This window comes from Mesorhizobium sp. M0816, assembly GCF_040320005.1.
GTDB lineage: Bacteria > Pseudomonadota > Alphaproteobacteria > Rhizobiales > Rhizobiaceae > Mesorhizobium.
The window spans coordinates 63,291-84,928 of record NZ_JAMYOT010000023.1; the positions used below are offsets into that span (position 1 = coordinate 63,291).

19 protein-coding genes are annotated in these 21,638 nt (G+C 63.2%); 3 read left to right on the forward strand and 16 right to left on the reverse strand.

Going from position 1 to position 21,638, the window contains the following annotated elements; translation table 11 throughout:
- Positions 1-12 precede the first annotated feature (12 nt).
- Genes NKI17_RS27565 through NKI17_RS27590 form a run of 6 tightly spaced genes read right to left on the reverse strand, consistent with a single transcriptional unit; the run spans position 13 to position 5,688 of the window.
- Positions 13-945 carry an electron transfer flavoprotein subunit alpha/FixB family protein gene (locus NKI17_RS27565; RefSeq protein WP_352496366.1) on the reverse strand — a complete coding sequence of 311 codons (933 nt, stop codon included), beginning with the start codon at positions 943-945 and terminating at the stop codon, positions 13-15.
- Positions 946-967: 22 nt separating this feature from the next.
- A complete protein-coding gene (locus NKI17_RS27570) occupies positions 968-1,732 on the reverse strand; it encodes an electron transfer flavoprotein subunit beta/FixA family protein (RefSeq protein ID WP_352907051.1) in 765 nt (254 codons plus the stop codon).
- A gap of 19 nt (positions 1,733-1,751) precedes the next feature.
- Positions 1,752-2,609: a sugar phosphate isomerase/epimerase family protein gene (locus NKI17_RS27575; protein ID WP_352578188.1), complete on the reverse strand. Its 858-nt coding sequence runs from the start codon at positions 2,607-2,609 to the stop codon at positions 1,752-1,754.
- Between the two features lie 3 nt (positions 2,610-2,612).
- The gene (locus tag NKI17_RS27580) at positions 2,613-3,761 is read right to left on the reverse strand and encodes a dihydrodipicolinate synthase family protein (RefSeq protein WP_352907052.1); all 1,149 of its coding nucleotides are present in this window, start codon (positions 3,759-3,761) and stop codon (positions 2,613-2,615) included.
- Positions 3,762-3,769: 8 nt separating this feature from the next.
- A complete protein-coding gene (locus NKI17_RS27585) occupies positions 3,770-4,549 on the reverse strand; it encodes a 3-ketoacyl-ACP reductase (protein WP_352907053.1) in 780 nt (259 codons plus the stop codon).
- Positions 4,546-5,688 carry an acyl-CoA dehydrogenase family protein gene (locus NKI17_RS27590; protein WP_352496361.1) on the reverse strand — a complete coding sequence of 381 codons (1,143 nt, stop codon included), beginning with the start codon at positions 5,686-5,688 and terminating at the stop codon, positions 4,546-4,548. The genes NKI17_RS27585 and NKI17_RS27590 overlap by 4 nt, the downstream gene beginning before the upstream one ends.
- Before the next feature lie 155 nt (positions 5,689-5,843).
- On the opposite strand from NKI17_RS27590, the gene NKI17_RS27595 reads away from it, so the two are divergent.
- Positions 5,844-6,860 (forward strand): aldo/keto reductase, encoded by a 1,017-nt coding sequence (locus tag NKI17_RS27595; RefSeq protein WP_352578185.1) that lies wholly within the window; start codon positions 5,844-5,846, stop codon positions 6,858-6,860.
- 42 nt (positions 6,861-6,902) lie between these two features.
- Here NKI17_RS27595 and NKI17_RS27600 read toward each other — a convergent pair whose 3' ends face one another.
- Genes NKI17_RS27600 through NKI17_RS27610 form a run of 3 tightly spaced genes read right to left on the reverse strand, consistent with a single transcriptional unit; the run spans position 6,903 to position 10,544 of the window.
- Positions 6,903-8,162 carry a glycerate kinase type-2 family protein gene (locus NKI17_RS27600; RefSeq protein WP_352642352.1) on the reverse strand — a complete coding sequence of 420 codons (1,260 nt, stop codon included), beginning with the start codon at positions 8,160-8,162 and terminating at the stop codon, positions 6,903-6,905.
- 40 nt (positions 8,163-8,202) lie between these two features.
- Complete coding sequence (locus NKI17_RS27605; protein ID WP_352907054.1) at positions 8,203-8,976, reverse strand: enoyl-CoA hydratase/isomerase family protein; 774 nt, start codon at positions 8,974-8,976, stop codon at positions 8,203-8,205.
- Positions 8,973-10,544 carry an acyl CoA:acetate/3-ketoacid CoA transferase gene (locus NKI17_RS27610; RefSeq protein WP_352907055.1) on the reverse strand — a complete coding sequence of 524 codons (1,572 nt, stop codon included), beginning with the start codon at positions 10,542-10,544 and terminating at the stop codon, positions 8,973-8,975. Before NKI17_RS27610 ends, NKI17_RS27605 begins: the two co-directional genes overlap by 4 nt.
- 138 nt (positions 10,545-10,682) lie before the next feature.
- On the opposite strand from NKI17_RS27610, the gene NKI17_RS27615 reads away from it, so the two are divergent.
- Positions 10,683-11,501: an aldo/keto reductase gene (locus NKI17_RS27615; protein WP_352907056.1), complete on the forward strand. Its 819-nt coding sequence runs from the start codon at positions 10,683-10,685 to the stop codon at positions 11,499-11,501.
- A gap of 51 nt (positions 11,502-11,552) precedes the next feature.
- On the opposite strand, the gene NKI17_RS27620 is transcribed toward NKI17_RS27615, so the two are convergent.
- From NKI17_RS27620 to NKI17_RS27650, 7 genes are all read right to left on the reverse strand, one after another.
- Positions 11,553-13,205, reverse strand: a complete 1,653-nt coding sequence (locus tag NKI17_RS27620; protein WP_352907057.1) for a GMC family oxidoreductase — start codon at positions 13,203-13,205, stop codon at positions 11,553-11,555.
- Entirely contained in the window at positions 13,205-14,701 is a 1,497-nt protein-coding gene (locus NKI17_RS27625) for an aldehyde dehydrogenase family protein (protein ID WP_352496354.1), read from the reverse strand. Before NKI17_RS27625 ends, NKI17_RS27620 begins: the two co-directional genes overlap by 1 nt.
- Before the next feature lie 24 nt (positions 14,702-14,725).
- Positions 14,726-15,760, reverse strand: coding sequence for a zinc-dependent alcohol dehydrogenase (locus tag NKI17_RS27630; protein ID WP_352642358.1), 1,035 nt, complete (start codon positions 15,758-15,760; stop codon positions 14,726-14,728).
- 10 nt (positions 15,761-15,770) lie between these two features.
- Positions 15,771-16,712, reverse strand: coding sequence for an ABC transporter permease (locus NKI17_RS27635; protein WP_352496352.1), 942 nt, complete (start codon positions 16,710-16,712; stop codon positions 15,771-15,773).
- Between the two features lie 8 nt (positions 16,713-16,720).
- Positions 16,721-18,226 (reverse strand): sugar ABC transporter ATP-binding protein, encoded by a 1,506-nt coding sequence (locus NKI17_RS27640; RefSeq protein ID WP_352517367.1) that lies wholly within the window; start codon positions 18,224-18,226, stop codon positions 16,721-16,723.
- A gap of 8 nt (positions 18,227-18,234) precedes the next feature.
- Positions 18,235-19,200 carry an ABC transporter permease gene (locus tag NKI17_RS27645; RefSeq protein ID WP_352496350.1) on the reverse strand — a complete coding sequence of 322 codons (966 nt, stop codon included), beginning with the start codon at positions 19,198-19,200 and terminating at the stop codon, positions 18,235-18,237.
- Positions 19,201-19,268: 68 nt separating this feature from the next.
- A complete protein-coding gene (locus tag NKI17_RS27650; protein WP_352578179.1) occupies positions 19,269-20,384 on the reverse strand; it encodes a sugar ABC transporter substrate-binding protein in 1,116 nt (371 codons plus the stop codon).
- 267 nt (positions 20,385-20,651) lie between these two features.
- On the opposite strand from NKI17_RS27650, the gene NKI17_RS27655 reads away from it, so the two are divergent.
- Entirely contained in the window at positions 20,652-21,305 is a 654-nt protein-coding gene (locus tag NKI17_RS27655) for a TetR/AcrR family transcriptional regulator (RefSeq protein WP_352517369.1), read from the forward strand.
- The last annotated feature ends 333 nt before the right edge of the window (positions 21,306-21,638 follow it).

Here is a 21,638-nt window from a genome sequence, read left to right on the forward strand (position 1 = left end):
GCAGCTAAGTCCTCAAAGCGCCTTTTCGAGTTCCGGCAGGGCCTCGAAGAGATCCGCAACGAGACCGTAGTCGGCAACTTGGAAAATAGGCGCCTCCTCGTCCTTATTGATCGCGACGATGACCTTCGAATCCTTCATGCCGGCCAGATGCTGGATGGCCCCGGAGATGCCGCAGGCGATGTAAAGGTCCGGGGCGACCACCTTGCCGGTCTGGCCGACCTGCCAGTCGTTGGGTGCATAGCCAGCATCGACGGCCGCACGCGACGCACCGACGGCGGCGCCAAGCTTGTCCGCAACGGGAAGGATGACTTCTTTGAATTTCTCCGACGAGCCGAGCGCCCGACCGCCGGAGATGATGATCTTCGCCGAGGTCAGCTCCGGTCGGTCCGAGGTCGAAAGTGCGTTCGACACAAAGGTCGAAAGCTCTGAAGAAAAGGCTGCCGTCGAGATTTCCTCGACGACAGCAGATGGGCCTTGGGAGGCGTGGGAAAAGGACGCCGTGCGTACGGTGATCACCTTCTTGGCGTCAGTCGACTGCACCACCTGGATGGCATTGCCGGCATAGATCGGCCGTTTGAACGTGTCGGCAGAGACGACCTCGACGATTTCGGAGATCTGCGCGACATCGAGCAGCGCAGCAACGCGCGGCAGGATGTTTTTGCCGACCGAGGTCGCGGCCGAGACGACCGCATCGTAATTGCCGGCGATCGACACGATGAGCGCCGCCAGCGGTTCTGCGAGATTGTTGGCAAGACTGGCGTCGTCGGCAAGCAGCACCTTGGAAACGCCGGAGAGTTTTGCAGCCGCATCGGCCGCAGCCTTGACGCCGGAGCCGGCGACGAGCACATGCACGTCGGAACCGATCTTCGACGCGGCCGTCAGCGCCTTTGCGGTCTGGTCGGAAAGGGTTTCATTGTCGTGATCTGCCAGAAGAAGAATGGCCATGGTTTAGTCTCCCTTTTCCACCTTAGAGCACGCCGGCTTCGGTCTTGAGCTTTTTAACCAGTTCGGCGACCGACTTAACCTTGACGCCTGCCTTGCGGCCGAACGGTTCCTGGGTCTTCAGCACCTTGAGGCGCGGGGCGGTGTCGACGCCGAAGTCGACCGGCGTCTTCTTGTCGAGCGGCTTTTTTTTGGCCTTCATGATGTTCGGCAGCGACGCATAACGCGGCTCGTTGAGGCGAAGGTCGGTCGTAACGACGGCCGGAAGCTTCACGTCGATCGTCTGGAGACCACCGTCGACTTCGCGCGTCACCCTGGCTGTGCCCTCTGGCGCCTTGCCGTCGTCGATCTCGACCTTTGAAGCAAACGTCGCCTGCGCCCAACCAAGAAGGGCCGAGAGCATCTGGCCGGTCTGGCTGCTGTCGTCGTCGATCGCCTGCTTGCCGACGATGACGAGGCCGGGCTGTTCGGCCTCGGTGACACCCTTGAGGATCTTGGCGACGGCGAGCGGCTCGACGGCGTCGTCCGTCTCGACCAGCAAGGCGCGATCGGCGCCCATGGCGAGCGCGGTGCGCAGCGTCTCTTCGGCTTTCGCAGGACCGATCGACACCACAACCACTTCCTCAGCCTTGCCGGCTTCCCTGAGGCGTAGCGCTTCCTCAACCGAAATCTCGTCAAACGGGTTCATCGACATCTTGACATTCGTAAGCTCGACACCGGAGCCATCCGCCTTCACGCGGATCTTTACGTTGTAATCAACAACGCGCTTGACTGGGACCAAGATCTTCATGGCTCAACTCCAAAATTCGTCAGCAGAGGGCGTGGAAACGTTCGACCATGACGTCAAGCACCTCGCCGGGATCACGCTTCCACCAATTGTTAGCGGAGAAAATCTCGACCTCGCAGGGACCGGTGTAGCCGGTGCCTTCGACACTCGCGCGGATCGTCTTGAGATCGGCAACACCGTCGCCCATCATACCGCGGTCCAGCAGCACGTCGCGCGTGTCGGCAAGCCAATCGCAAAGGTGATAGCCGAAAATCCTGTCCTTGCCGGCGCGCTGCAACTGGGTGTCAAGATCGCAGTCCCACCAGACATGGTAGACGTCAACGGCAATGCCAAGGTTCGGCGCATCGACCGCCTCGCAGATATCGACAGCGTCACGCACGGTCGTCAGGCAGGAGCGGTTCCCGGCGTAGACGGGATTGAGAGGTTCCAGCGCCAGCTTGACATTGCGGTCCGCCGCATAGAGTGCGAGGTCGGCAACACGTTCAGCGACAATCTTCAAGCTCTCGGCAGTGCCCTTGGTGCCGGGATGTACGCCGCCAACCACAATCGTCAGCACAGTGGCACCCAGACCGGCAGCCATATCGATGGACGCCCTCGCCTCATCGAGAACCGCTGTCCTGTCGATCGCTTCGGTACCGACAAGGAACGGTGTGCGGCAAAGCCCGGCGACGGAAAGGCCTGCCGAGCGCACCCGCTCGCCAATCTCGTTCGCCCGCGCACCGACTTCGCGGCGCCAGAAGACGATCGAGCCGAAACGACGGGCAGCACACGCATCAATCACCCGCTCCGGTGACCAGCCTGCACCGTGGCCATCCAAGTTGTGTCCGAGGCTGGCGGTGTTGAGCGCGAGCGCCAAATGGTCCGTCGAGAAATCGCGCATCGCCTACGCCCCGTAAACAGCGAGCAACTTCTTCATGCGCTCGACGGCGCGGTTGGGATCGCGCAGCAGGCCGCACTGGTCCGCCTGACGGAACACCTCGACGAAATACGGCAGCGGCCGCATCGCCTGGGCGCCGTTCAGCATCACGAAGTGATCCTGGAAGCCGTTCAGCCAGGCGACGAAGACGACGCCGGTCTTGTAGTATTGGGTGGGCGCGCGGAAGATCAGGCGAGCGAGCGGCACGGTCGGGTCGAGCGTTGCACGGAAGCCCGCCTTGTCGCCGTCGCCCAGCCGCTCCACCGCATAGGCGGCGGCCGGCGCGAGCGGGTCGAAGATGCCGAGAAGGGCGTGCGAAAAGCCCTCGCTGTCACCTTCGATGAGTTCCGGATAGTTGAAGTCGTCGCCCGTATACATTTTCACGCCGGCGGGCAGACGACGGCGCATGACGGCCTCCTTTTCCTGGTCGAGAAGGGAGATCTTGATGCCGTCAACCTTGGCCGTGTTCGCTTCGATGACGGCGAGCGCCGTCTGCATGGCGGGGTCAAACGCCGCGTCGCCCCAATAGCCGGCAAGCTGCGGATCAAACATATCGCCGAGCCAATGCAGGATCACCGGCTGGTCGCAGGCGGCGAGCACATCGGAATAGATCTTGACGTAGTCTTCCGGCTTTTTTGCGACGCGCACCAGAGCACGGGAGGCCATGAGGATGAGGCGGCCGCCGAGCTTCTGAATGGCTTCCGCCTGTTCCAGATAGGCCCGGCGCACATCGTCCAGACTCGCCACTGCCGCGGGGTCGAGATGATCCGTGCCGCAGCCATTGGCGACCACCGCATCCGGGAGTTCCTCGCGGGTGCGGCGGATCAGCTCCAGTGCGCCCGGCCAGTCGAGACCCATGCCGCGCTGCGCCGTATCCATCGCCTCGGCAATGCCGAGGCCGAGGCCGGCGAGATAGCGGCGAAACTCCATCGTCTTGGCCCAGTCGACCGTGGCGCGACCCGACGGATCGTTCGCAGTGAAGGGATCGGCGACGACGTGGGCGGCCGAGTAGACTGTTCGCGCCGGGTTCCTGCCAAGCGTGGCGGCGGCGATTGGCTTTCCGGTCAGGGCATAGTGCGCAAGGCGGCCAGCGGTATCGGGAAGGGCGATTTTCATGAAAAACCTCAGAAGCGCGGGACGAGCATGCCGGCATCGGCTGGGATCGACAGTCCGGTTGTGTACGGAAGCCTGCCAGTCGCAAGCGAGGCAATCAGCGCACCGACCTCCTCCGGCTCGCCGACACGCGGGAAAAGCGTGAGGCCCTGCGCGGCCCGTTCGCGATAGGCCTCGATAACCGGCGCGGTCATCTCGGTGGCAATCAGGCCCGGCTGGACGTCATAGACGGCAATGTTCTCGCGCCCGAGACGGACGGCGAGAGTCTTGGAGACCATGGCGGCGGCGGCCTTCGAGGCGCAGTATTCCGAGCGCTGCTCCGCCACCGCGACCGCATTCGAAGACGTGACATTGACGATCGAATGGAAGAGTGGCGGCCGCGCGCGTGCAAGCAGACGACGCGCGAATGCCTGGCTCAGGAAGAACATAGCCTTCGTGTTGACGGCAAAACACCGGTCCCAGCTCTCCTCGGAGACCTCCATCATGTCTCCGCGCTTGAGCACGCCGACACCGGCATTGTTGACGAGCGTGGTAAGCGGCCCGAGCTTTTCCTCGACCGCATCGATCGCCGCACCGTGACCGCCGATCGCAGCGACATCGAACGCGGCGGCGACGACGGGGACGCCATGGGCGGCGACGCGATGGACCGCGGCGGCAAGTTCGGCGTCCTCAGCCGGCCCGTTGACGGCGACCGCAAATCCTTCCTTCGCCAGAGCTTCAGCAACGGCAAGGCCGATGCCGCGCGAGGAGCCGGTGACGAGCGCGACCGGCCGGGCGGACGCGGCGCTCATGCCCTAGCGCCTTTCTTCAGGAGTTCGCGCGCGATGATCATGCGCTGGATCTGGTTCGTGCCTTCATAGATCTGCGTGATCTTTGCATCGCGGTAGAGCCGCTCCACCTCGAAGCCGCGGATATAGCCGGAGCCGCCAAAGACCTGCACGGCATCGGCGGTACGCTGTACAGCCATGTCGCCGGCAAAGCACTTGGCGATGGAGCAGGCTTTGGTCGCATCCGCGCCGCTGTCGATTTTCGAAGCGGCAGAATGGACGAGCAGGCGTGCGGCCTCGATGTCCTTCGCCATGTCGGCCAGAAGCCATTGCACGCCCTGGAAGTCGGCGATCGCCTTGCCGAACTGTTTGCGCGTCCCGGCATAGTCGAGGGCGGCCTCCAGGCCGGCCTGTGCGATACCGACGGCGAGTGACGCAATGCCGACGCGCCCCTTGTCGAGGACCGACATCATCATGTGGAAACCGCGCCCCTCGGTGCCGAGCAGGGCATCTGCCCGAAGGCGCACATCGGTGAAGTTCAGCGCGCCGACCTGGCTGGCGCGCTGGCCCATCTTGTGCTCCTTCGGCCCCTTCTCGACGCCGGCCGCATGCAGGTCGACGATGAAGATCGACATGCCGCGATTGCCGGCTTGCTTGTCGGTTCGCGCCAGCACGAAACCGTAGTCGGCCACCGGCGCATTGTGGATCCAGATCTTGCCGCCGTTCAAACGCCAGCCGTCGCCGTCGCGCTCGGCCGTCGTGCGGATGCCCGAAACATCAGTGCCCGCCTCCGGCTCGGTGATGCAGTAGGCGACCTTCGAGCGCATGCCGAGTATTTCCGGCAGCAGGGCCTGCTGGCTTTCAGTGCCGTGGCGCACCAACAGGCTTGAAATCAGTTCGACCAGGCCGCACTGGTCGGCGACGGAAGCATATCCGCGGCTCAACTCCTCCATCACAAGGGCATAGGTCAGCGTGTCGAAGCCCGGCCCGCCGAGGGCTTCCGGCACGCCTATGCCGAATAGGCCGAGCTTTGCCATTTCGTCGTAAAGAGCCGCCGGGAAGCGTTCCTCGCGGTCCAATTCCTCGGCCACGGGCCGGATCATTTCGTCGGCAAAGGCGCGCGCCATCTCTCGCACCTGCTCCTGCGTTTCAGTGAGATACATGGCCCTCGACTCCCACTTAGTAACTATCCGGTTATATACATTCCCCAGTCTCAAGACGTCAAGTCGGAAAATCTGAGACCGGGAAGAAAGCTGCTTGCACAGGCGTTTGGTCCGTGCTTATTTATTCACCAAATGGTTACTTATGGAGGAGAGGCATGCACCCTGGCGAAAAGAGGAAATTCGGCCGAACAGAACTTGACGTCACGACGTTCGGCTTTGGGACCGCGCCCCTCGGCAACATTTTCCGCGAGATCGACGAAGCCACAGCCGGGGATATGTTCGAACGCGCATGGGCCGCCGGCGTACGGTTCTTCGACACCGCGCCGATGTATGGCCACGGGCTTGCCGAACTGCGCACGAGCCACGCCCTGCGCTGGAAGGAGCGAGACGATTTCGTCCTCTCCTCCAAGGTCGGGCGCCTGCTGCGACCGGCGCGGCGCGACACCATCGATTTTGCGCCGTGGACGAATGCTGCGCCCTTCACCATGCATTTCGACTACAGTTACGACGGCACGATGCGCGCCTTCGAGGACAGCCTGCAGCGGCTGGGGTTGGAGCGGATGGACATGTGTTTCATCCATGACATCGACGTTTTCACACGCGGGAGCGAGCAGCCGGAAGTGTTCGAGCAGGCGATGGACGGCGCCTGGCGCGCGCTGGAGCGGCTGCGCTCGGAAAAGGTCGTGAAGGCGATCGGCGTCGGCGTCAACGAATGGCAGGTCTGCCATGAGGCCCTCCGCCGTCACGATTTCGACTGCTTCCTGCTGGCCGGCCGCTACACCCTCCTCGAACAGGACGCGCTCGACGCGTTCCTTCCGCTGTGCGAGGCACGTGGCGCGGCGGTCGTCGTGGGCGGCGGCTTCAATTCGGGAATCCTTGCCACCGGCGCGAAGGAAGGGGCGAAGTACAATTACGCGCCGGCGCCGCGCGACATCCTGGAAAAGGTCGCGAAAATCGAGGTGGTCTGTGCGGCGCATGGCGTGCCGCTGGCCGCCGCCGCACTGCAATTCGTGCTCGCCCATCCTGCCGTACCCTCTTTCATGGCGGGCACGCGCACGGTCGAACAGCTTGACCAGAACCTTGCCTGGTTCTCCCATCCGATCCCGGCAGAGTTCTGGGCGGATCTCAAGAGGCAGGGCCTATTGCGCGAGGACGCACCCGTTCCGGGCTGAGCTCGCATCAGCCCGCGCTGCAACAAGCGGCGCGGGCAACCTCTAACGGATCAGGATTGCCCTGAAGTCATTGACATTGGTTCCTGTCGGGCCGGGCACGAACAGGTCGCCCAAACGATGAAACGCCGTCCAGGCGTCGTTGCCGGCAAGCAGTGCGGCAGGATCCGCCCCCAGTTCCCGCAGGCGCCCCATGCTGGCGCCGTCGGCAAAGGCCCCCGCATTGTCCTCTGAGCCATCGATACCATCCGTATCGGCGGCAAGTGCTGCAAACGGCACACCTTCGCCTGCGAGCGCGAGCGACAACAAAAACTCCGTGTTGCGTCCACCCTTGCCACGTCCCTTGATCGTCACCGTCGTTTCTCCGCCGGAGAGGATGACGACGGGACGCAAGAACGGGCGGTCACGGCTGGCGACCTCGCGAGCGATAGCGGCGTGAACACCCGCGACGTCGCGTGCCTCCCCCTCTATGCAGTCCGATAGAATGACGGCGGGCACGCCGAGCGCCTCCGACCGTTGCGCGGCAGCCTCCAGTGAGAGGCGTGCAGAAGCGATGATGTGGACCTCATGACTGGCAAAGGCTGAGTCATGAGGCGATGGCGGCTGGCCCACGTCTTCATCAAGCCAAGCCAGGATCCGCTCGGGCAGCTTGACACCCCATGTCTTGACCAGTGCGCGCGCCTCTTTGCGATTGCTTGCATCCGGCACGGTCGGTCCACTGGCGACCTGCGCCGGGTCGTCGCCAGGCACATCGGAGACAACGAGCGTCACAACCCTTGCAGGATGACATGCGGCGGCGAGCCGCCCACCCTTAATGCCGGAGACCTGCTTGCGAATAGCGTTCATGACGGAAATCGGCGCACCGCCCGCCAGCAGCGCGCTGTTTAGAGCGGCTTCATCCTTCAGCGTGAGATCGCCGGGCGGGGCTGGGAGCAGGGCGGACCCGCCGCCACAGATCAGCGCCACGACGAGATCATTCTCACCAAGCCCCTTTACAGCGTCGAAAAGCGATTGAGACGCTTCAAGCCCCGCAACATCCGGAACGGGATGGGCAGCCTCCAGCACACGGATCCTCTGGCAGGCCGCCGAATAGCCATAACGCGTCACCACAACCCCTTCCAGTGGGCCATCCCACAGCCTTTCGAAAGCCGCGGCAAGCTGCGCGGCGCCCTTGCCCGCGCCGATGACGACGGTCTTTCCTTTGGGTCGGGTCGGTAGATATGTGCTTAAGGCCTTTTCGGGAGCCGCGGCTTCGATTGCTGCGCGAAAGAGTTGTGCGAGAAAATCTTTGTCTTCAGGCTTCATGAGACCGCCAAACGGATCAGGAGTATGGGATGACCGAAAGCTATCTGTCGAAACGCGCCGGCCGCTTCTGCCTGTGGGCCGCCAGCCCTTCCGTGAGATCTTCGGATGCAGCCGCCACCGCGCCGGCCAAGGCCTCTACGACCCGTTCGCTCTCCTCGTGCTCGGCGGCATTGATCAGCATCTTCGTCAATTCTGTCGCCCTTGGAGATCGCTTCAGCACGCGGGCCGCGGCGGCCTGTGCGGCGGCGCCACCCTCGCCCGTGGGCACGACCTGATCAACGAGCCCGAGCGCGATGGCCTCATCAGCTGAGTAGACTTCGCCAAAAAGCGCCATGCGGCGGACAAGCTGCGTGCCGAAGCGGCGCGAGGCGCGCTGCGTGCCGGACCAGCCGGGAATGATGCCGAGGCCGGCCTCCGGCTGGCCGATCTTCACATGCGCTTCGGCGATACGCAGGTCCGCGCAGGCAGCAAGCTCCAGCCCGCCGCCGAGCGCGTGGCCGTTCAGCACCGCGATCAGTGGAACCGTGAGGCGGGCCAGCGCATCGAAGGCGCCGTGTCCGTCGCGCAGCCAGCGGCGCGAGAACGTGTCGGCGTCGAGGCTGCTCCACGCCTCGATATCGCCCCCCGCGCAAAAGGACCTGCCGCCCTCTCCCGACAGGATCGCAACTCGGGCATCCGAGCGCTCGATGGTACGGCAGGCCCGCAACAGCGCATCGACCATGTCCTCGTCGATCGCGTTCAGCTTTTCCGGCCGTCGCAGGGTGAGCCGCGCAAGGTGTCCCTCGATTCGGAGTTCGATGCGCGGATCGCTCACAGCGCCAGCCCCATGGTGCCAGCGCGGAATAGCGCATCGTCCATCACCCTGAGCGTCTGCGAGACGCGTAACGGCGTCGCCGCCTGGTCGAGGACGTCACGCTGAAGGTCGAGGCCGGGGGCGATCTCTGTTATCACAAGTCCGTCCGTATCAAGCTCTATTACGCAGCGCTCCGTGACACATGTGATCTCCTGCCCCTGCGCGCGGGCGCGCTTGCCAGAAAAACTGACCTGATCAACTTTTGGCACGAACTTGGCGATGCGGCCCTCCATGTCGATCACCAACCGGCCGTCCTCGATGTGCATCTTGGCGCCTGCATTGAAATTGCCGGAGAAGACGATTTTTTTCGCACGCGACGTGATATCGACAAAACCGCCTGCGCCAGCGGTGCGGTGTGGCGTTGCCGCCAGGCGGCTGACATTGACCGAGCCCTCGGCGTCGATTTCCAGGAAGGACAGGAGCGAGCAGTCGAAGCCGCCCGCCTGGAAGTAACAGAACTGATGGGGCGAGGCGACGAAGGCCTCGGCGTTGGAGGCACAGCCGAACTTGAAATCGAGAAGCGGCACGCCGCCGACGGCGCCCTGCTCGATCACCCAGGTGATTTTGCCGTGCAGCCCCTCCTCGATGAGGATGCGCGGCACGTTGGCCGAAATGCCGAAGCCGATATTGACGGCCCAGCCATCCTGCAGTTCCCGCGCCACGCGGCGGGCGATGACCTTGCCAACATCGAGGGCCGGCAGGCGGAAGGTTTCGAGCGGCCGGAAGAGCTCGCCGGAAATCGCCGGGTCATAGGGCGTCGCCGTCGTCTGCAATTGATCGGGCGCCTCGACGATGACGTCGACGAGGATGCCGGGGACGCGCACGTCATGGGGCCGCAGGGTGCCGCTGGCCGCCACCCGCTTGACCTGCGCTATGACCAGACCGCCGGAATTGCGGGCGGCCAGCGCCATTTCCATAGCGCCGAGAGTCGCACCCTCCTGTTCGAAGGTGAGGTTGCCCTTCTCGTCGGAGGTCGTCGCACGGATGATCGCAACATCGGGGCGAAGCGCCGGGAAATGCAGCCAGTCCTCTCCCGCGAACGAAACCCGCTGAACGATCGGCTCGGCGCGCGCACTCGCATTCATCGCGCAGCCTTCCTGATCGGGATCGACGAAGGTCTCCATGCCGACCTTGGTGAGCACGCCCGGACGCTTGGCGGCGCCCTCCCGGAGCATGTCGAAGATGATGCCGGAGGGCACGTTCCAGGCGGCGAGCTCCTCCTTGAGGATCATCTGCCAGACCAGCGGCGGCTCGGCATTGCTTGGCCCCGAGGGATAGGAGCCGCCGATGATCTTCTTCAGCATGCCCGGCTTGGCGATGTGGTCAACACCACGGGTGCCAAAGAAGTCGCCGGCCGCGATCGGGTGAATGGAGGTGAGACCGCGCGGATGGCCTTCGCGATCAAAGCGTTCGCCTAGCGCCTTGAGAACGGCCTCAGGGCAACACAGGCCCGACGAAGAGTTGACTGCAACGACCGCACCATCCCTGACGAGTTGGGCCGCCTCCTCCGCCGTCTTTACCTTCTTCATCGACTTCACCTCCGTTCCGCATTGCATTAAGTAACTAACTAGTTATAGATTAAACACGGCCTGGGCAATCAGGCAAGCAGGTTTTTCGCGTCGACGCGCATGGCGCCATCGATGCTCCCAGACAGCCAAGGTGGAGGCATGAACATCTATTTCCAGAAGAGCTTTCAGCGCGGCTTCGGCACCTTTCCGCTGAAGGGAAACGACCTCAGACACGCGATCGCTGCCGCCATCGGCGCCGGTTACCGAGCGTTCGATACTGCGCAGATGTACGGCAACGAGGCCGATACGGGTGCGGCACTCGCAGTCTGCAGCGTCGCGCGGGAAGAGCTCTGCATTACCACGAAGGTGCATCCGGACAACTATTCAGAAGAAAAATTCCTGCCCTCGGTCGAGGCCAGCCTGAAGTCATTGCAGATGGATCGCCTCGATGCGCTTCTCCTGCACTGGCCGCCGGCAGACGGTGACGTCGCGCCATCCCTGCGCCTCCTGCAATCCGCCCGGGACAGGGGTCTTACGGATACCATCGGCGTCTCGAACTATACCGCACGCATGATGCATGTGGCGCGCGCCGTGGTCGAAGGACCGCTCGTCACCAACCAAGTGGAGTTTCACCCGCTGGTCAACCAGCAGAAGCTCCTCGCCGCCGCATCGGAGACGGGCATCCCGCTTTCCTCCTACGCGTCCATCGCCCGCGGCGAAGTGTTCAAGCACCGTCTTTTCGCCGAGATCGGCAAAACCTACGGAAAATCTGCTGCACAGGTCGTGCTGCGCTGGACTCTCCAGAAGGGTGTGCCGCTCAACACGATGTCGACGAAGCCGGAAAACATCCGGGGGAATTTCGACATCATGGATTTCACGCTGTCGTCCATCGACATGGACAGGATCGACGCCCTGAACGCGACCGGTTACCGCATTGTCAAGCCGGGGCAACTGCCCTGGGTCCCCCAATGGGACTGACGCAAAAGGGCGGCCGCAAGGCCGCCGTTTTGCTTGAGACGCCTCGATCGATCAGGCATTGCCGCGGATCATCTCCGATGCCTTTTCGCCGATCATGATAGTCACCGCATTGGTATTGGAGCCGACGAGGCTCGGCATGATGGAACTGTCGCAGATGCGGATGCCATCGAGGCCGTGGACGCGCAGTTGCGGGTCGACCACCGACATCTCGTCCCGCCCCATCTTGCAGGTGCAGGTGGGGTGATAGGAGGTACGCCCGTATTGGCGCGCATAGGCGACATAGTCTTCCTGCGTGCGCACGTTTCTATCGGGAAAATGCAACGTTTTGATGCATTTCTGCAGGGAAGGCTGGCCAAAGATTTCCTGACTGATCTTCACGCCTTCAGCGGAAATCCTTACATCGTCGGGGTCGCCGAGGAAGTTCGGATCGATAACGGGCAAGGCGCGCGGATCGGCCGAGCGCAAGGTCACGGTTCCGCGCGACTTCGGCCGAAGCGTATAGGAGTTGAGCGTGATGCCGGACGCGCCCTTCGGCACGCTCGGTACGCCTGCCTCCGCCCCCGCGCCCGCAAGGAAGTGGAACTGCAGGTCCGGGGTCGGGCTCGCCTCGTCGCCATACCAGAACGCCCCACCCTGCACGACGTTGGAGGTGATGCGGCTCGCCTTGTCGCCATACCAGAACGCCCCACCCTCCACGAGGTTGGAGGTGATGGGGCCGGACTTGAAGAGTGTGTACTGAATGCCTGCCCAGATCGACCAGTGCAACTTGTTGTATTTGTCGAGGCTATCGTGGTTCCTCAGTTCCGCGACGATGTCGACGCCAAAATGGTCCTGGAGGTTCTGCCCTACGCCGGCCATGTCCTGCACCACCTCGATGCCGTGGCTGTTGAGCGCATCGGCCGGCCCGACGCCGGAGAGCATCATCAGCTTCGGCGTGCCGATGGCGCCAGAGGTAAGAATCACTTCGCTTTCCGCCCGCGCCGTCGTGCGGTAGCCGCCGGCCTCATAGTCGACGCCCACCGCACGGAGTCCCTCGAAGACAATGCGCAGGACAAGCGCACCGGTGACGACCGTCAGGTTCGGACGCTTCAGGGCCGGACGCAGATAGCCGACGGCCGCCGAGCAGCGCCGGTTGTCGCGCGTCGTCGTCTGGTAGACGCCCGCCCCCTCCTGCACCGGGCCATTGAAATCCGGATTGTAGGGAATGCCGAACTCCTGGCAGCTCTGCACGAAGGCGCGCGTCATGCGTTGCGGCTCGGGGATGTTGGAGACGCCGAGCGGGCCATCCGTTCCATGCCAGGCACCGGAGAGGATCGAATTGCCCTCCGATCGCAGGAAATATTTCTGGATGTCCTTGAAGCCCCACCCTTCCGCGCCTTCCTCGACCCAGCGATCATAATCGGCGGGCACACCACGCGTGAAAACCTCGGCATTGATCGACGACCCGCCCCCGAGCACCTTGGCCTGCGCGTAAAGGATCTCACGGTTGTTGGCGTGCTTCTGGGGCGCGGTCTTCAGGCCCCAAGTGAGCGGCCCCGTCGTCATCTTAGCGAAGCCAACGGGCATGTGGATGAGCGGATTGGTATCGCGCCCGCCCGCCTCGATGAGGCACACTCGCGCGGACGGGTTTTCCGAAAGCCGCGCCGCCAGCACGCACCCGGAGGTACCGCCGCCGACGATCACATAGTCATAGCCAGCGGCCATCATGCGATCCAATGCGTGCGCTTGCCGATCTCGACATGAACGGACTTCACCTGCGTATATTCCTCTACCCCATACATCCCGGCCTCTCGGCCCCAGCCGGACTGCTTGAAGCCGCCGAGCGGCATTTCGGGACCGCCGGCCATGATCGTGTTGACCCAGAAGCGCCCGGCGCGAACCCGGCGGCTCACCATCAGTGCCTTGTCGATATTCTTCGTCCAGACGCTCGCCGCAAGACCGTAAACCGTGTCATTGGCAAGCTTGATGGCTTCTTCCAACGTATCGAAATGCATGGAGCACAACACGGGGCCGAAAATCTCGTCGCGGGCGATGACCATGTCGCATGAAACGCCGGAGAAGAGCGTCGGCGCGATATACTGGCCGCGACCAAGATTGATCGGCCCGCCGCCGGTGAGAAGTTTTGCGCCCTCGGCCTTGCCCTTCGCGATGTAGTCGAGGATCGTGGCGTTCTGCGCCTCTGTCGTAATGGCCCCGACCTGAGTCGCCTCGTCCAGCGGATCGCCGACGCGGATCTTCTTCATTTTTTCGACGAGCAGCTTTTCGAATTCGGCGGCGATGGAGCGCTCGACGATCAGGCGCGAGGAGGAGACGCAGCATTGCCCGGTGTTAAAGCTGATGCCGAAGGCCGCGCCGTCGGCGGCGTCTTCCAGATCGGCATCGGCGAAGACGATGATGGGGTTCTTGCCGCCAAGCTCCAGGCCGAGCTTCTTGAAGTTGCTGTCGGCTGCCGCGTGGACGCAGGAGCGGCCGACGGCTGTCGAGCCGGTGAAGGACAGCATGTCGACGTCAGGATGCTCGGACAGCGCCTGGCCAATCCTGCGGCCGGCACCGGTGATGACGTTGTAGACACCGGCCGGAAGGCCCGCTTCCGCCAGCACTTCGGCGAGCAGCAGCGTCGTTGCAGCGGTGACTTCCGACGGCTTCACGATCATCGTGCAGCCAGAGGCGAGGATGAAGGGCACGCGCTCGCAGAGGATCAGGAACGGGAAGTTCCAGGGCGTGATGAGGCCGACGACGCCGATCGGCTCGCGCAGCACCATGCCGAAGAGATCGTCGCCGAGCGAGTTGAAGCTGTCTCCGTGCAGCATGCGCGCCGCACCGGCGCCCGTTTGGAAGCAGGCGATGCAGTGATCGATTTCACCTCGCGCTTGGGAGATCGGCTTGCCGTTTTCCAGCGCCTCCCAATAGGCGATTTCGTCGCGACGGCGGCGCAAGATTTCAGCAACGCGCAACAGGACGCTTCCGCGGGCCGCACCCGAAAGGCCAGCCCAGCGGCGATCTTCGAAGGCGCGGCGCGCCGCGGCGACGGCGGCGTTCAGATCATCGACCGTGCAACGAACCGTGCGCGTGACAGGCGTGCCGTGGCCGGGCGACGTGCGTTCGAAGTATTGCGCGCCGTCTTTCCACTCGCCATCGACGAAAAAGCCGAAGGTGCGCGCTGCGGCCGGGGCAGAAAGGAACGGGTTTTTCTGGTCCACGGGATACCTCCACTTCGATAGGTCTTACGCCGCAATGGCGATTTGCGTCTTCAGGTCGTGCGGCCGTTCCCCGAGGGTGTCGAAAGCCGCCTGGATATTCTCCAGGGAGTAGCTCGCCTTGGTGAAATCATCCGTGCGGAACCGGCCATGCGATAGAAGGGTCAATGCGTCATGCATATCCTCCCCCATGCCCGCGACGGAGCCCTTGAGGCTCGTCTCCTCCAGAACCGTGCGGAGGATATCGAGGGGGACCGTCTCGCCCCGCGACGTGATGCCGAAGAAGGCGATGTGCCCGCCGCGGCGCGTCAGGTCGAAAGCCTGTTCATAGAGCTTTCTGTTGCCGACGCTTTCGACCACCAGATCCGCGCCGCGTCCGCCGGTCATCCGCAGCACGGTTTTCTTGAGCTCGGCCGGATCGGACACCGCCGCATCCGCGCCGGCTTCGAGAGCCATCCGGGAGCGCTCGGCGGACAGATCGGCGACGATAATGGGGGCCGCGCCGACGAGCCGCATCATCTGCACATGAAGATTGCCGATCGGCCCTGCGCCGAAGATTACGACCGACTGGCCGAAGGTCGCCCTCGCCTTGCGCGCGGCGCGGACGACGCAGGCGACCGGCTCGGTGAGGACGAGAACTTCGTCAGCGATGTTAGCCTCAACGGGGATCGCGAGGCGCGCGGGCACGGCGACGAATTCGGCGAAAGCCCCATCCCTGCCGATGCCGACCTGGGTGACCTCGGCGCAGTTCAACACCTCATTACGCCGGCACCAGAAGCATGTGCCGCAGCCGATATTAATGTCGACGACCACGCGCGTACCAGGCGCCAGATGGCGCACATTGGTGCCCATCTCAGCAATCGTGCCGCAGAACTCATGGCCGGGGATCAGCGGCAATTGGTCAGCGGCGTAGTGGCCGTTGAAGATATGGATATCCGTGCCGCAAATGCCTGTGCGCGTTACCCGCACCAGTACATCATCCGGCCCGACGGACGGCACCGGAACGTCGCGGAGTTCGAAGCGCTTCGGCGCAGTGAGGACAGCGGCGCGCATGGTGCTCATGGCCAGATCCTCACTTCACGGTGCGCAGCTTTGCGCGGTCGATGGTCAGCGCGATGGCGACGATCAGCACGACGCCGAAAACCATCTGCTGGCGCGTCGCGTCGATCTCGAAATAGAGCATCGAGGCGCGGATGACGGCAACAATGAGCGTACCGACCACGGTGTTGACGACACCGCCGACGCCACCTGTCAGCGGCGTACCACCGACGAGCACCGCAACGATGGCCGGCAGCAGGAAGCCGTTGGCGATCGTCGGCGCACCGCCCGAAAGCTTTACAGCAAAGAGGAGGCCGGCAATGGCGGCGAGTGCGCCCGAGATCGCGAAAGCAAGAATCTTGTAGCGGGCGACATTGAGGCCTGAGGCCGCGGCCGCGAGTTCGCCGGCACCGACGGCCTTCAGGGCACGGCCAAGCGTCGTGCGTCGCTCGATGAAGAGGCAGATCGCGACGAGCGCCGCGGCAATCAGCAGCTCATGCGGCACGCCCCAGGTGCGGCCGATCATCCAGCCGAAGGTCTCGTTGCGCTGTGTGGCATCCATGTTGAGTGCGCGCTGGCCGGAGAGCCATTGCGCAATAGAAAAGGCGACACCGCCGACAGCGAGCGTGGAGATGAAGGACGGCACGAAAAGCCGCGTCGTCACATAACCGGAGAGCATGCCGAGCAGGAAGCCGGCAAGCACGCACAGCACGGCGACCCACGCCCCCATGGAGGCGAGATATACGGAGGCGACGACCGTCACCATGTTCGCCATGGACTGGGCCGAAAGATCGATGCCCCCGATATAGATAGCAAAGGTGAGCCCGAGCGCCATGATGAAGAGCGGCACGATATCCCCGGCGATGCCGAGTAGGTTCGAAGGGCGCAGGAAGCCGGGATCGTTGACGCCGACGATCGCGACGAGCACGACCAGCGTGATCCAGGGTAGGTGCGGTTTGAGGCGCTGAATATCCATCTCTTCCCTCAGATCATATGGTGCAGCAGGTCGAAGGGCGTGGGCTTGGCGCCCGGCTTACAGGCGAATTGCTTCTGGATGCGCCCGTCCTTGACGACGATGATTGTGTGCGACAGGCCGATCCCTTCTTCCAGCGTATCGGCGACGAGCACGATGCCGACGCCTGCCGCGCCCATCGCGCGGATCATGTCGTAGACGTCTTCCTTCGCGCCGATGTCGAGGCCGCGCGTCGGGTGGTCGAGCAACATGATGTCGGAGCCGGCGGAACGCCATTTGGCCAGCACGACCTTCTGCTGATTGCCGCCCGAGAGATTGCCGCAATCGGCAAATTCCGAATGTGCCTTGATCGAGAGTTTCTTGATCCAGTCGCGCGCCAGCGCCCGCTCCTCGTTAACGCGCAGTACCCCCCCGCTCGAATGGTTCCGCATCTGCGAGAGCGTCATGTTCTCGTAGACGTTCATGCCGGCGACGATGCCTTCGATCTTGCGTTCGCGCGGCACATAGCCGACCCCATGGGCGACCGACTGGCGCGGCGAATAGCCTGTGGCGTCAGCGCCCTTGATCTTGAGACGGCCGGTCGCCGGCGTCAGCATGCCGTAGATCGTGCGCAGGATCGCCTCGCGCCCGGAACCTTCCGTGCCGACGAGACACAGGACTTCACCGGCATGCACTTTGAACGAGATATCCTGGATGCTGCCCGGCAGTCCGACGGCCGCCATCTCGACCAGCACCTTCGAGCCATCGAACGGCTTCTGCAGGTGTTCTCGGTAATATTGCTTGTCGACGTTGCGGCCGACCATCTTGTGCTGGATGGCCTCCGCCGTCGCGCCGCCCCGCTCTACCACGTCGACCACCTCGCCGTCCTTCATGACATAGATGCGGTCGGAGAGCTCCATCACCTCTTCCATGCGATGCGAAACGAAGATGAAGGAGGCGCGCGTCGTCAGCTCCCGCACAAGCTTGAAGAGCAGCTCGACCTCTTCCTTCGATAGAACCGAGGTCGGCTCGTCGAGCAGGATGACGAGGTCGCCCTTCACCCGCTCCTCCAGTGTCAGAACCTTGGCGAGTTCGACAAGCTGGCGCTGGGCGAAGGAGAGTTTCGAGGTCACCGTCACCGGGTCGATGTCGAGCTTCACCTTGGCGAGCTGCGCCTTGGCCGCGCTCGCCATCGCCTTCCAGTCGACCACGCCGAAGCGGACGAACTGGCGCTCGTAGCCGAGAAAGATGTTCTCCATGACAGAGAGGTTCGGGATCAGGGACTGTTCCTGGAACACCATCCCGATGCCCTTTTCCATCGCCTGGCGCGGATTGGCGAAGCGAACGGACGCGCCGTTGATAAGGACCTGGCCGCCATCCGGCTGGTAGGCGCCGTAGATGACCTTCATCAGCGTGGATTTGCCGGCGCCGTTCTCACCGACGAGACCGACGATCTCACCGCGCTTGATGTGGAAATTGATAGACTTCAGCGCGTGGACGCCGGGGAATTTCTTGTCGACGGCTTTCAGCTCGTACATGGCGCTCCTCACTTAACGAAGGAAACCATCTTGCGGTCGGTGGAAAGCACCACCGCAAGAATGACGAGGAGGCCCAGCACTCCGTCCTGGAGGAAATCGGGCAGACCGATGACGACCATGCCGTTGTCGATGACGTTGACGATAAGAACGCCGACGAGCGCGTTCCACACGCCGCCGATGCCGCCCCAGAGCGCCACGCCACCGACGACCACAGAGGTGATGGAGACGAACATGAAGTTTGCGCCCGTCACAGATTCCGCCTGCCCGATGCGGGCGACGACGAGGATCGCGGCGATGGCGTAGAAGACGCCGGCGAGCGCAAAGCCGGTGACGCGGACGCGGGTGACGTTGAGGCCCGAGGCGTGAGCGAGGTCCTCGCCGCCGCCGACAGCGTAGAAATTGCGGCCGAGCGTCGTGTGGGTTTGGATGAACCTGCCGACGAACAGGAAGAGGGCCGCGACATAGACCATCAGCGGGAAGCCGAGCCAGCGCACCGTGAGCAGGCCGCGGAAGGTGGCATCGCTGACCTTCACGATATCACCGCCGGTCAGCAGGATCGCGGCACCGGTGCCGACAAAGCCCATGGCGAGGCTTGCCATGAAGGACGGGATCTTCAGTTTCACATGCACCAGCCCGTTCAAGAGCCCGAGCATGCCGCCGAGCACAAGCACAAGCGGAATGGCTATCCAGCCGAAGCCGGCGAGCGTGCCGCCAAGCTGGGCGAAGATGAAGGCGAAGGAGACCGCCGTGAGCGAGACCGTTCCCTCCATGGAAAGGTCGATCGAACCCATGACGATGATGAAGGTGACGCCGACGGCGACCATGAGCGCCGGGGCCGCCGCGATCGCGATACGGGCAAAGTTCCGCAAGGAAAAGAAGGTCGGGTTGAGTGCGGTGAAAAAGATCAGCAGCGCGATCAGCACCAGTAGCGGCGCCCACTTGATCAAGGTTTCGCGCGAAAGGCGACGTGTCACGTCAGACACCCCTCTAATGGTTTCGCAGGAGATGTGGCGGCAGCGTACGGCTGCCGCCCTGCCTATGGTCAGGACTTGTACTGGATCTGACCGTTCGACGGGCCCCAGAAGTCCTTCCAGTCGTAGGTCGGCACGGAATCCAGGTACTTCGCCTTGAATTCCGCCGCGTCCTTGGCCGTAACGAGAATCGTCGGGCCATAGAATTCGCGATGCTCCTTCGGCTCCTCGGAAGGTTTGAAGGTGCCGATGGCGGCATGGTAGGCGAGTGCAGCGCTGATGCCGCCGCCCCAATGCGGATTGGTGAAGACGGTGGCGAGTAGCTGACCATCCATGACCATCTGCACGGCTTCCGGATTGCCGTCATAGGCGACGATCGGCATGTTCTCGATGCCCTCGGCACGCAGCGCCTCGATGACGCCGTAGGCTATGTTGTCATTGGCGCAATGCACGCCCTTGATCTTGTCACCGTAGCGCGTCAGGAACGAGGCCATCAGTGCCGCGCCCTTCTGTGTGTCCCAGTCGGCCGGCTCGGCATCGAGCAGCTCGACCTTCGGGAAGTCCTTCAGTGCGTTCTTGAGGCCGTTGAGGCGCTCGACGGCCGGATTGTTGGCTGCGATGCCGCCGAGATGGACCACGCCACCCTCACCGCCCATGGCTTTGAAGAGGATGCGGGCGGTTTCTTCCGCCGGCTTTTCGTCCGACCAGGTCATGTGCGAGACATAGTTGTCGCCGATGTCCCAGGGGTGCAGGTCGTCGGTCTTGTTCCAGATCGTCGACACATAGGCGCCGGCAGCTTGAACGGCCTCGACGACCGGACGGGCGTTCGGGCTGTCATTGGCATCGCAGGCAATGGCGCAATTGCCATTGTTCTTGGCAAGGAAGGCCTTGATGTCAGCGAGCGACTTTTCCGTCGAGCCCTCGTTGATAAGGCTGATGAGTGTGCTCTTCGGCTTGCCGAGCGACTCCACGAAGGCCTCGCCGCCGGAGACGACAGAGTTCCAGTATGCCGAGGCGCGGTCGCGGTAGCTCCAGGCAATCGCCGGGTCTGTCAGCGCGGCGCGTGCGATGCCGCCACCGAATAGTCCCGGCACGGCAGCCGCGCCCATGCCGGCCGCAGCTGCGAACAGAAAATTGCGACGGCTGACCGTTTCGCGCTCGATGAAATCCTTGATAAAGGTCGACATTGGTTCCTCCCAATCTTCGATTGAAACGCTTCGCGCGTCACGACTGGCGCTGCTGTCGACAGGAGAGCCTTGCCTTCGGGCGAGGCGCTCCGGCGTGACCTACGCCATTTAACGCACTAACCAGTTACTTCTTTTAGTTTGCCCAAGTCAAGCGGTGTCAGTATGATCAAGACAAGCAATCGCGTCGAACGGCTGTGACGGACGGCGACGCGCGTGTATGAGTTGCAGGGAAGAAATCCCGACCGCGGCAGAGGGCAGGCGCAAAACATGACGGGCGAACGAAACGAAAAACCGGGACGAAAACCGCGCATCCGCGACGCGGAAGCCACCAAAGCGCGCATCCTCGAGGCGGCAAAAAAAGAATTTGCAAAGAAAGGCTTGGGTGGGGCGCGCGTCGACGACATCGCAGAGAAGGCGAAGGCCAACAAGCGCATGATCTACCACTATTTCGAGAGTAAGGAGGGCCTGTTCCAGACCATTCTCGAAGAGGCCTATCTCGATATTCGCAACGCCGAGCAGAAGCTGCACCTGGAAGATCTTGACCCGAAGGCAGCGCTCGAAAAACTGGTGCGCTTCACCTGGGAATACTACCTGAAGAACCCGGAATTTCTGACGCTCGTCAACAGCGAAAATCTGCATCGAGCCAAGCACCTGAAAAAGTCGGAGATCGTCAAGGTCTCCAGCAGGAAGCTCGTGAACTTGGTCTCGAGCATCCTTGAGCGCGGGGTGAAGGCGGGCGTCCTCCGCGACGGCATCGATCCCGTGCAGCTCAACATCACCATCGCGGCCGTCGGCTACTACTACCTGACAAACCGCTTCACCGGTTCGATCATCTACGAGCGGGACCTGATGGCCAAGGACGCCCTGGAGCAGCGCATCCAGTTCAATATCGATACGATCATGCGGCTCGTTGCCGCTTGACGTTACCGGCCGGCGGCACATTCCCTGAAACGGTCCGGAATCAAGGAAGTCGCGGCGGTGGCAGGCGTCGGTCGCAACGGCATCTTACGTGCTTTCGGGAACCGGCCGACCCTCCGAAGCGACACGCAAGCAGGTGCTGGCGGCGGCGGATGGGTTGTGTTGCAAAGTTTTTCTGCGTCATGAAGGTGGTCGAGACCGACCGCTGTCATGCCGCCAGTATGGCGAACTGCTCGGCCAGGGAGGGATTTGGGTTGAACGCGTACCTTGCCTGTCGCTTGTCCGCGAGGCCTCGGCAAACAAACGGGCTGCGGCGGCAGTTGGATGAAGTCGCCG

Coding starts and splice junctions, on each gene's coding strand:
- NKI17_RS27565 (WP_352496366.1), bottom strand. CDS start 945: ATGGCCATTCTTCTTCTGGCAGATCACGACAATGAAACCCTTTCCGAC.
- NKI17_RS27570 (WP_352907051.1), bottom strand. CDS start 1,732: ATGAAGATCTTGGTCCCAGTCAAGCGCGTTGTTGATTACAACGTAAAG.
- NKI17_RS27575 (WP_352578188.1), bottom strand. CDS start 2,609: ATGCGCGATTTCTCGACGGACCATTTGGCGCTCGCGCTCAACACCGCC.
- NKI17_RS27580 (WP_352907052.1), bottom strand. CDS start 3,761: ATGAAAATCGCCCTTCCCGATACCGCTGGCCGCCTTGCGCACTATGCC.
- NKI17_RS27585 (WP_352907053.1), bottom strand. CDS start 4,549: ATGAGCGCCGCGTCCGCCCGGCCGGTCGCGCTCGTCACCGGCTCCTCG.
- NKI17_RS27590 (WP_352496361.1), bottom strand. CDS start 5,688: ATGTATCTCACTGAAACGCAGGAGCAGGTGCGAGAGATGGCGCGCGCC.
- NKI17_RS27595 (WP_352578185.1), top strand. CDS start 5,844: ATGCACCCTGGCGAAAAGAGGAAATTCGGCCGAACAGAACTTGACGTC.
- NKI17_RS27600 (WP_352642352.1), bottom strand. CDS start 8,162: ATGAAGCCTGAAGACAAAGATTTTCTCGCACAACTCTTTCGCGCAGCA.
- NKI17_RS27610 (WP_352907055.1), bottom strand. CDS start 10,544: ATGAAGAAGGTAAAGACGGCGGAGGAGGCGGCCCAACTCGTCAGGGAT.
- NKI17_RS27615 (WP_352907056.1), top strand. CDS start 10,683: ATGAACATCTATTTCCAGAAGAGCTTTCAGCGCGGCTTCGGCACCTTT.
- NKI17_RS27620 (WP_352907057.1), bottom strand. CDS start 13,205: ATGGCCGCTGGCTATGACTATGTGATCGTCGGCGGCGGTACCTCCGGG.
- NKI17_RS27630 (WP_352642358.1), bottom strand. CDS start 15,760: ATGAGCACCATGCGCGCCGCTGTCCTCACTGCGCCGAAGCGCTTCGAA.
- NKI17_RS27635 (WP_352496352.1), bottom strand. CDS start 16,712: ATGGATATTCAGCGCCTCAAACCGCACCTACCCTGGATCACGCTGGTC.
- NKI17_RS27640 (WP_352517367.1), bottom strand. CDS start 18,226: ATGTACGAGCTGAAAGCCGTCGACAAGAAATTCCCCGGCGTCCACGCG.
- NKI17_RS27650 (WP_352578179.1), bottom strand. CDS start 20,384: ATGTCGACCTTTATCAAGGATTTCATCGAGCGCGAAACGGTCAGCCGT.
- NKI17_RS27655 (WP_352517369.1), top strand. CDS start 20,652: ATGACGGGCGAACGAAACGAAAAACCGGGACGAAAACCGCGCATCCGC.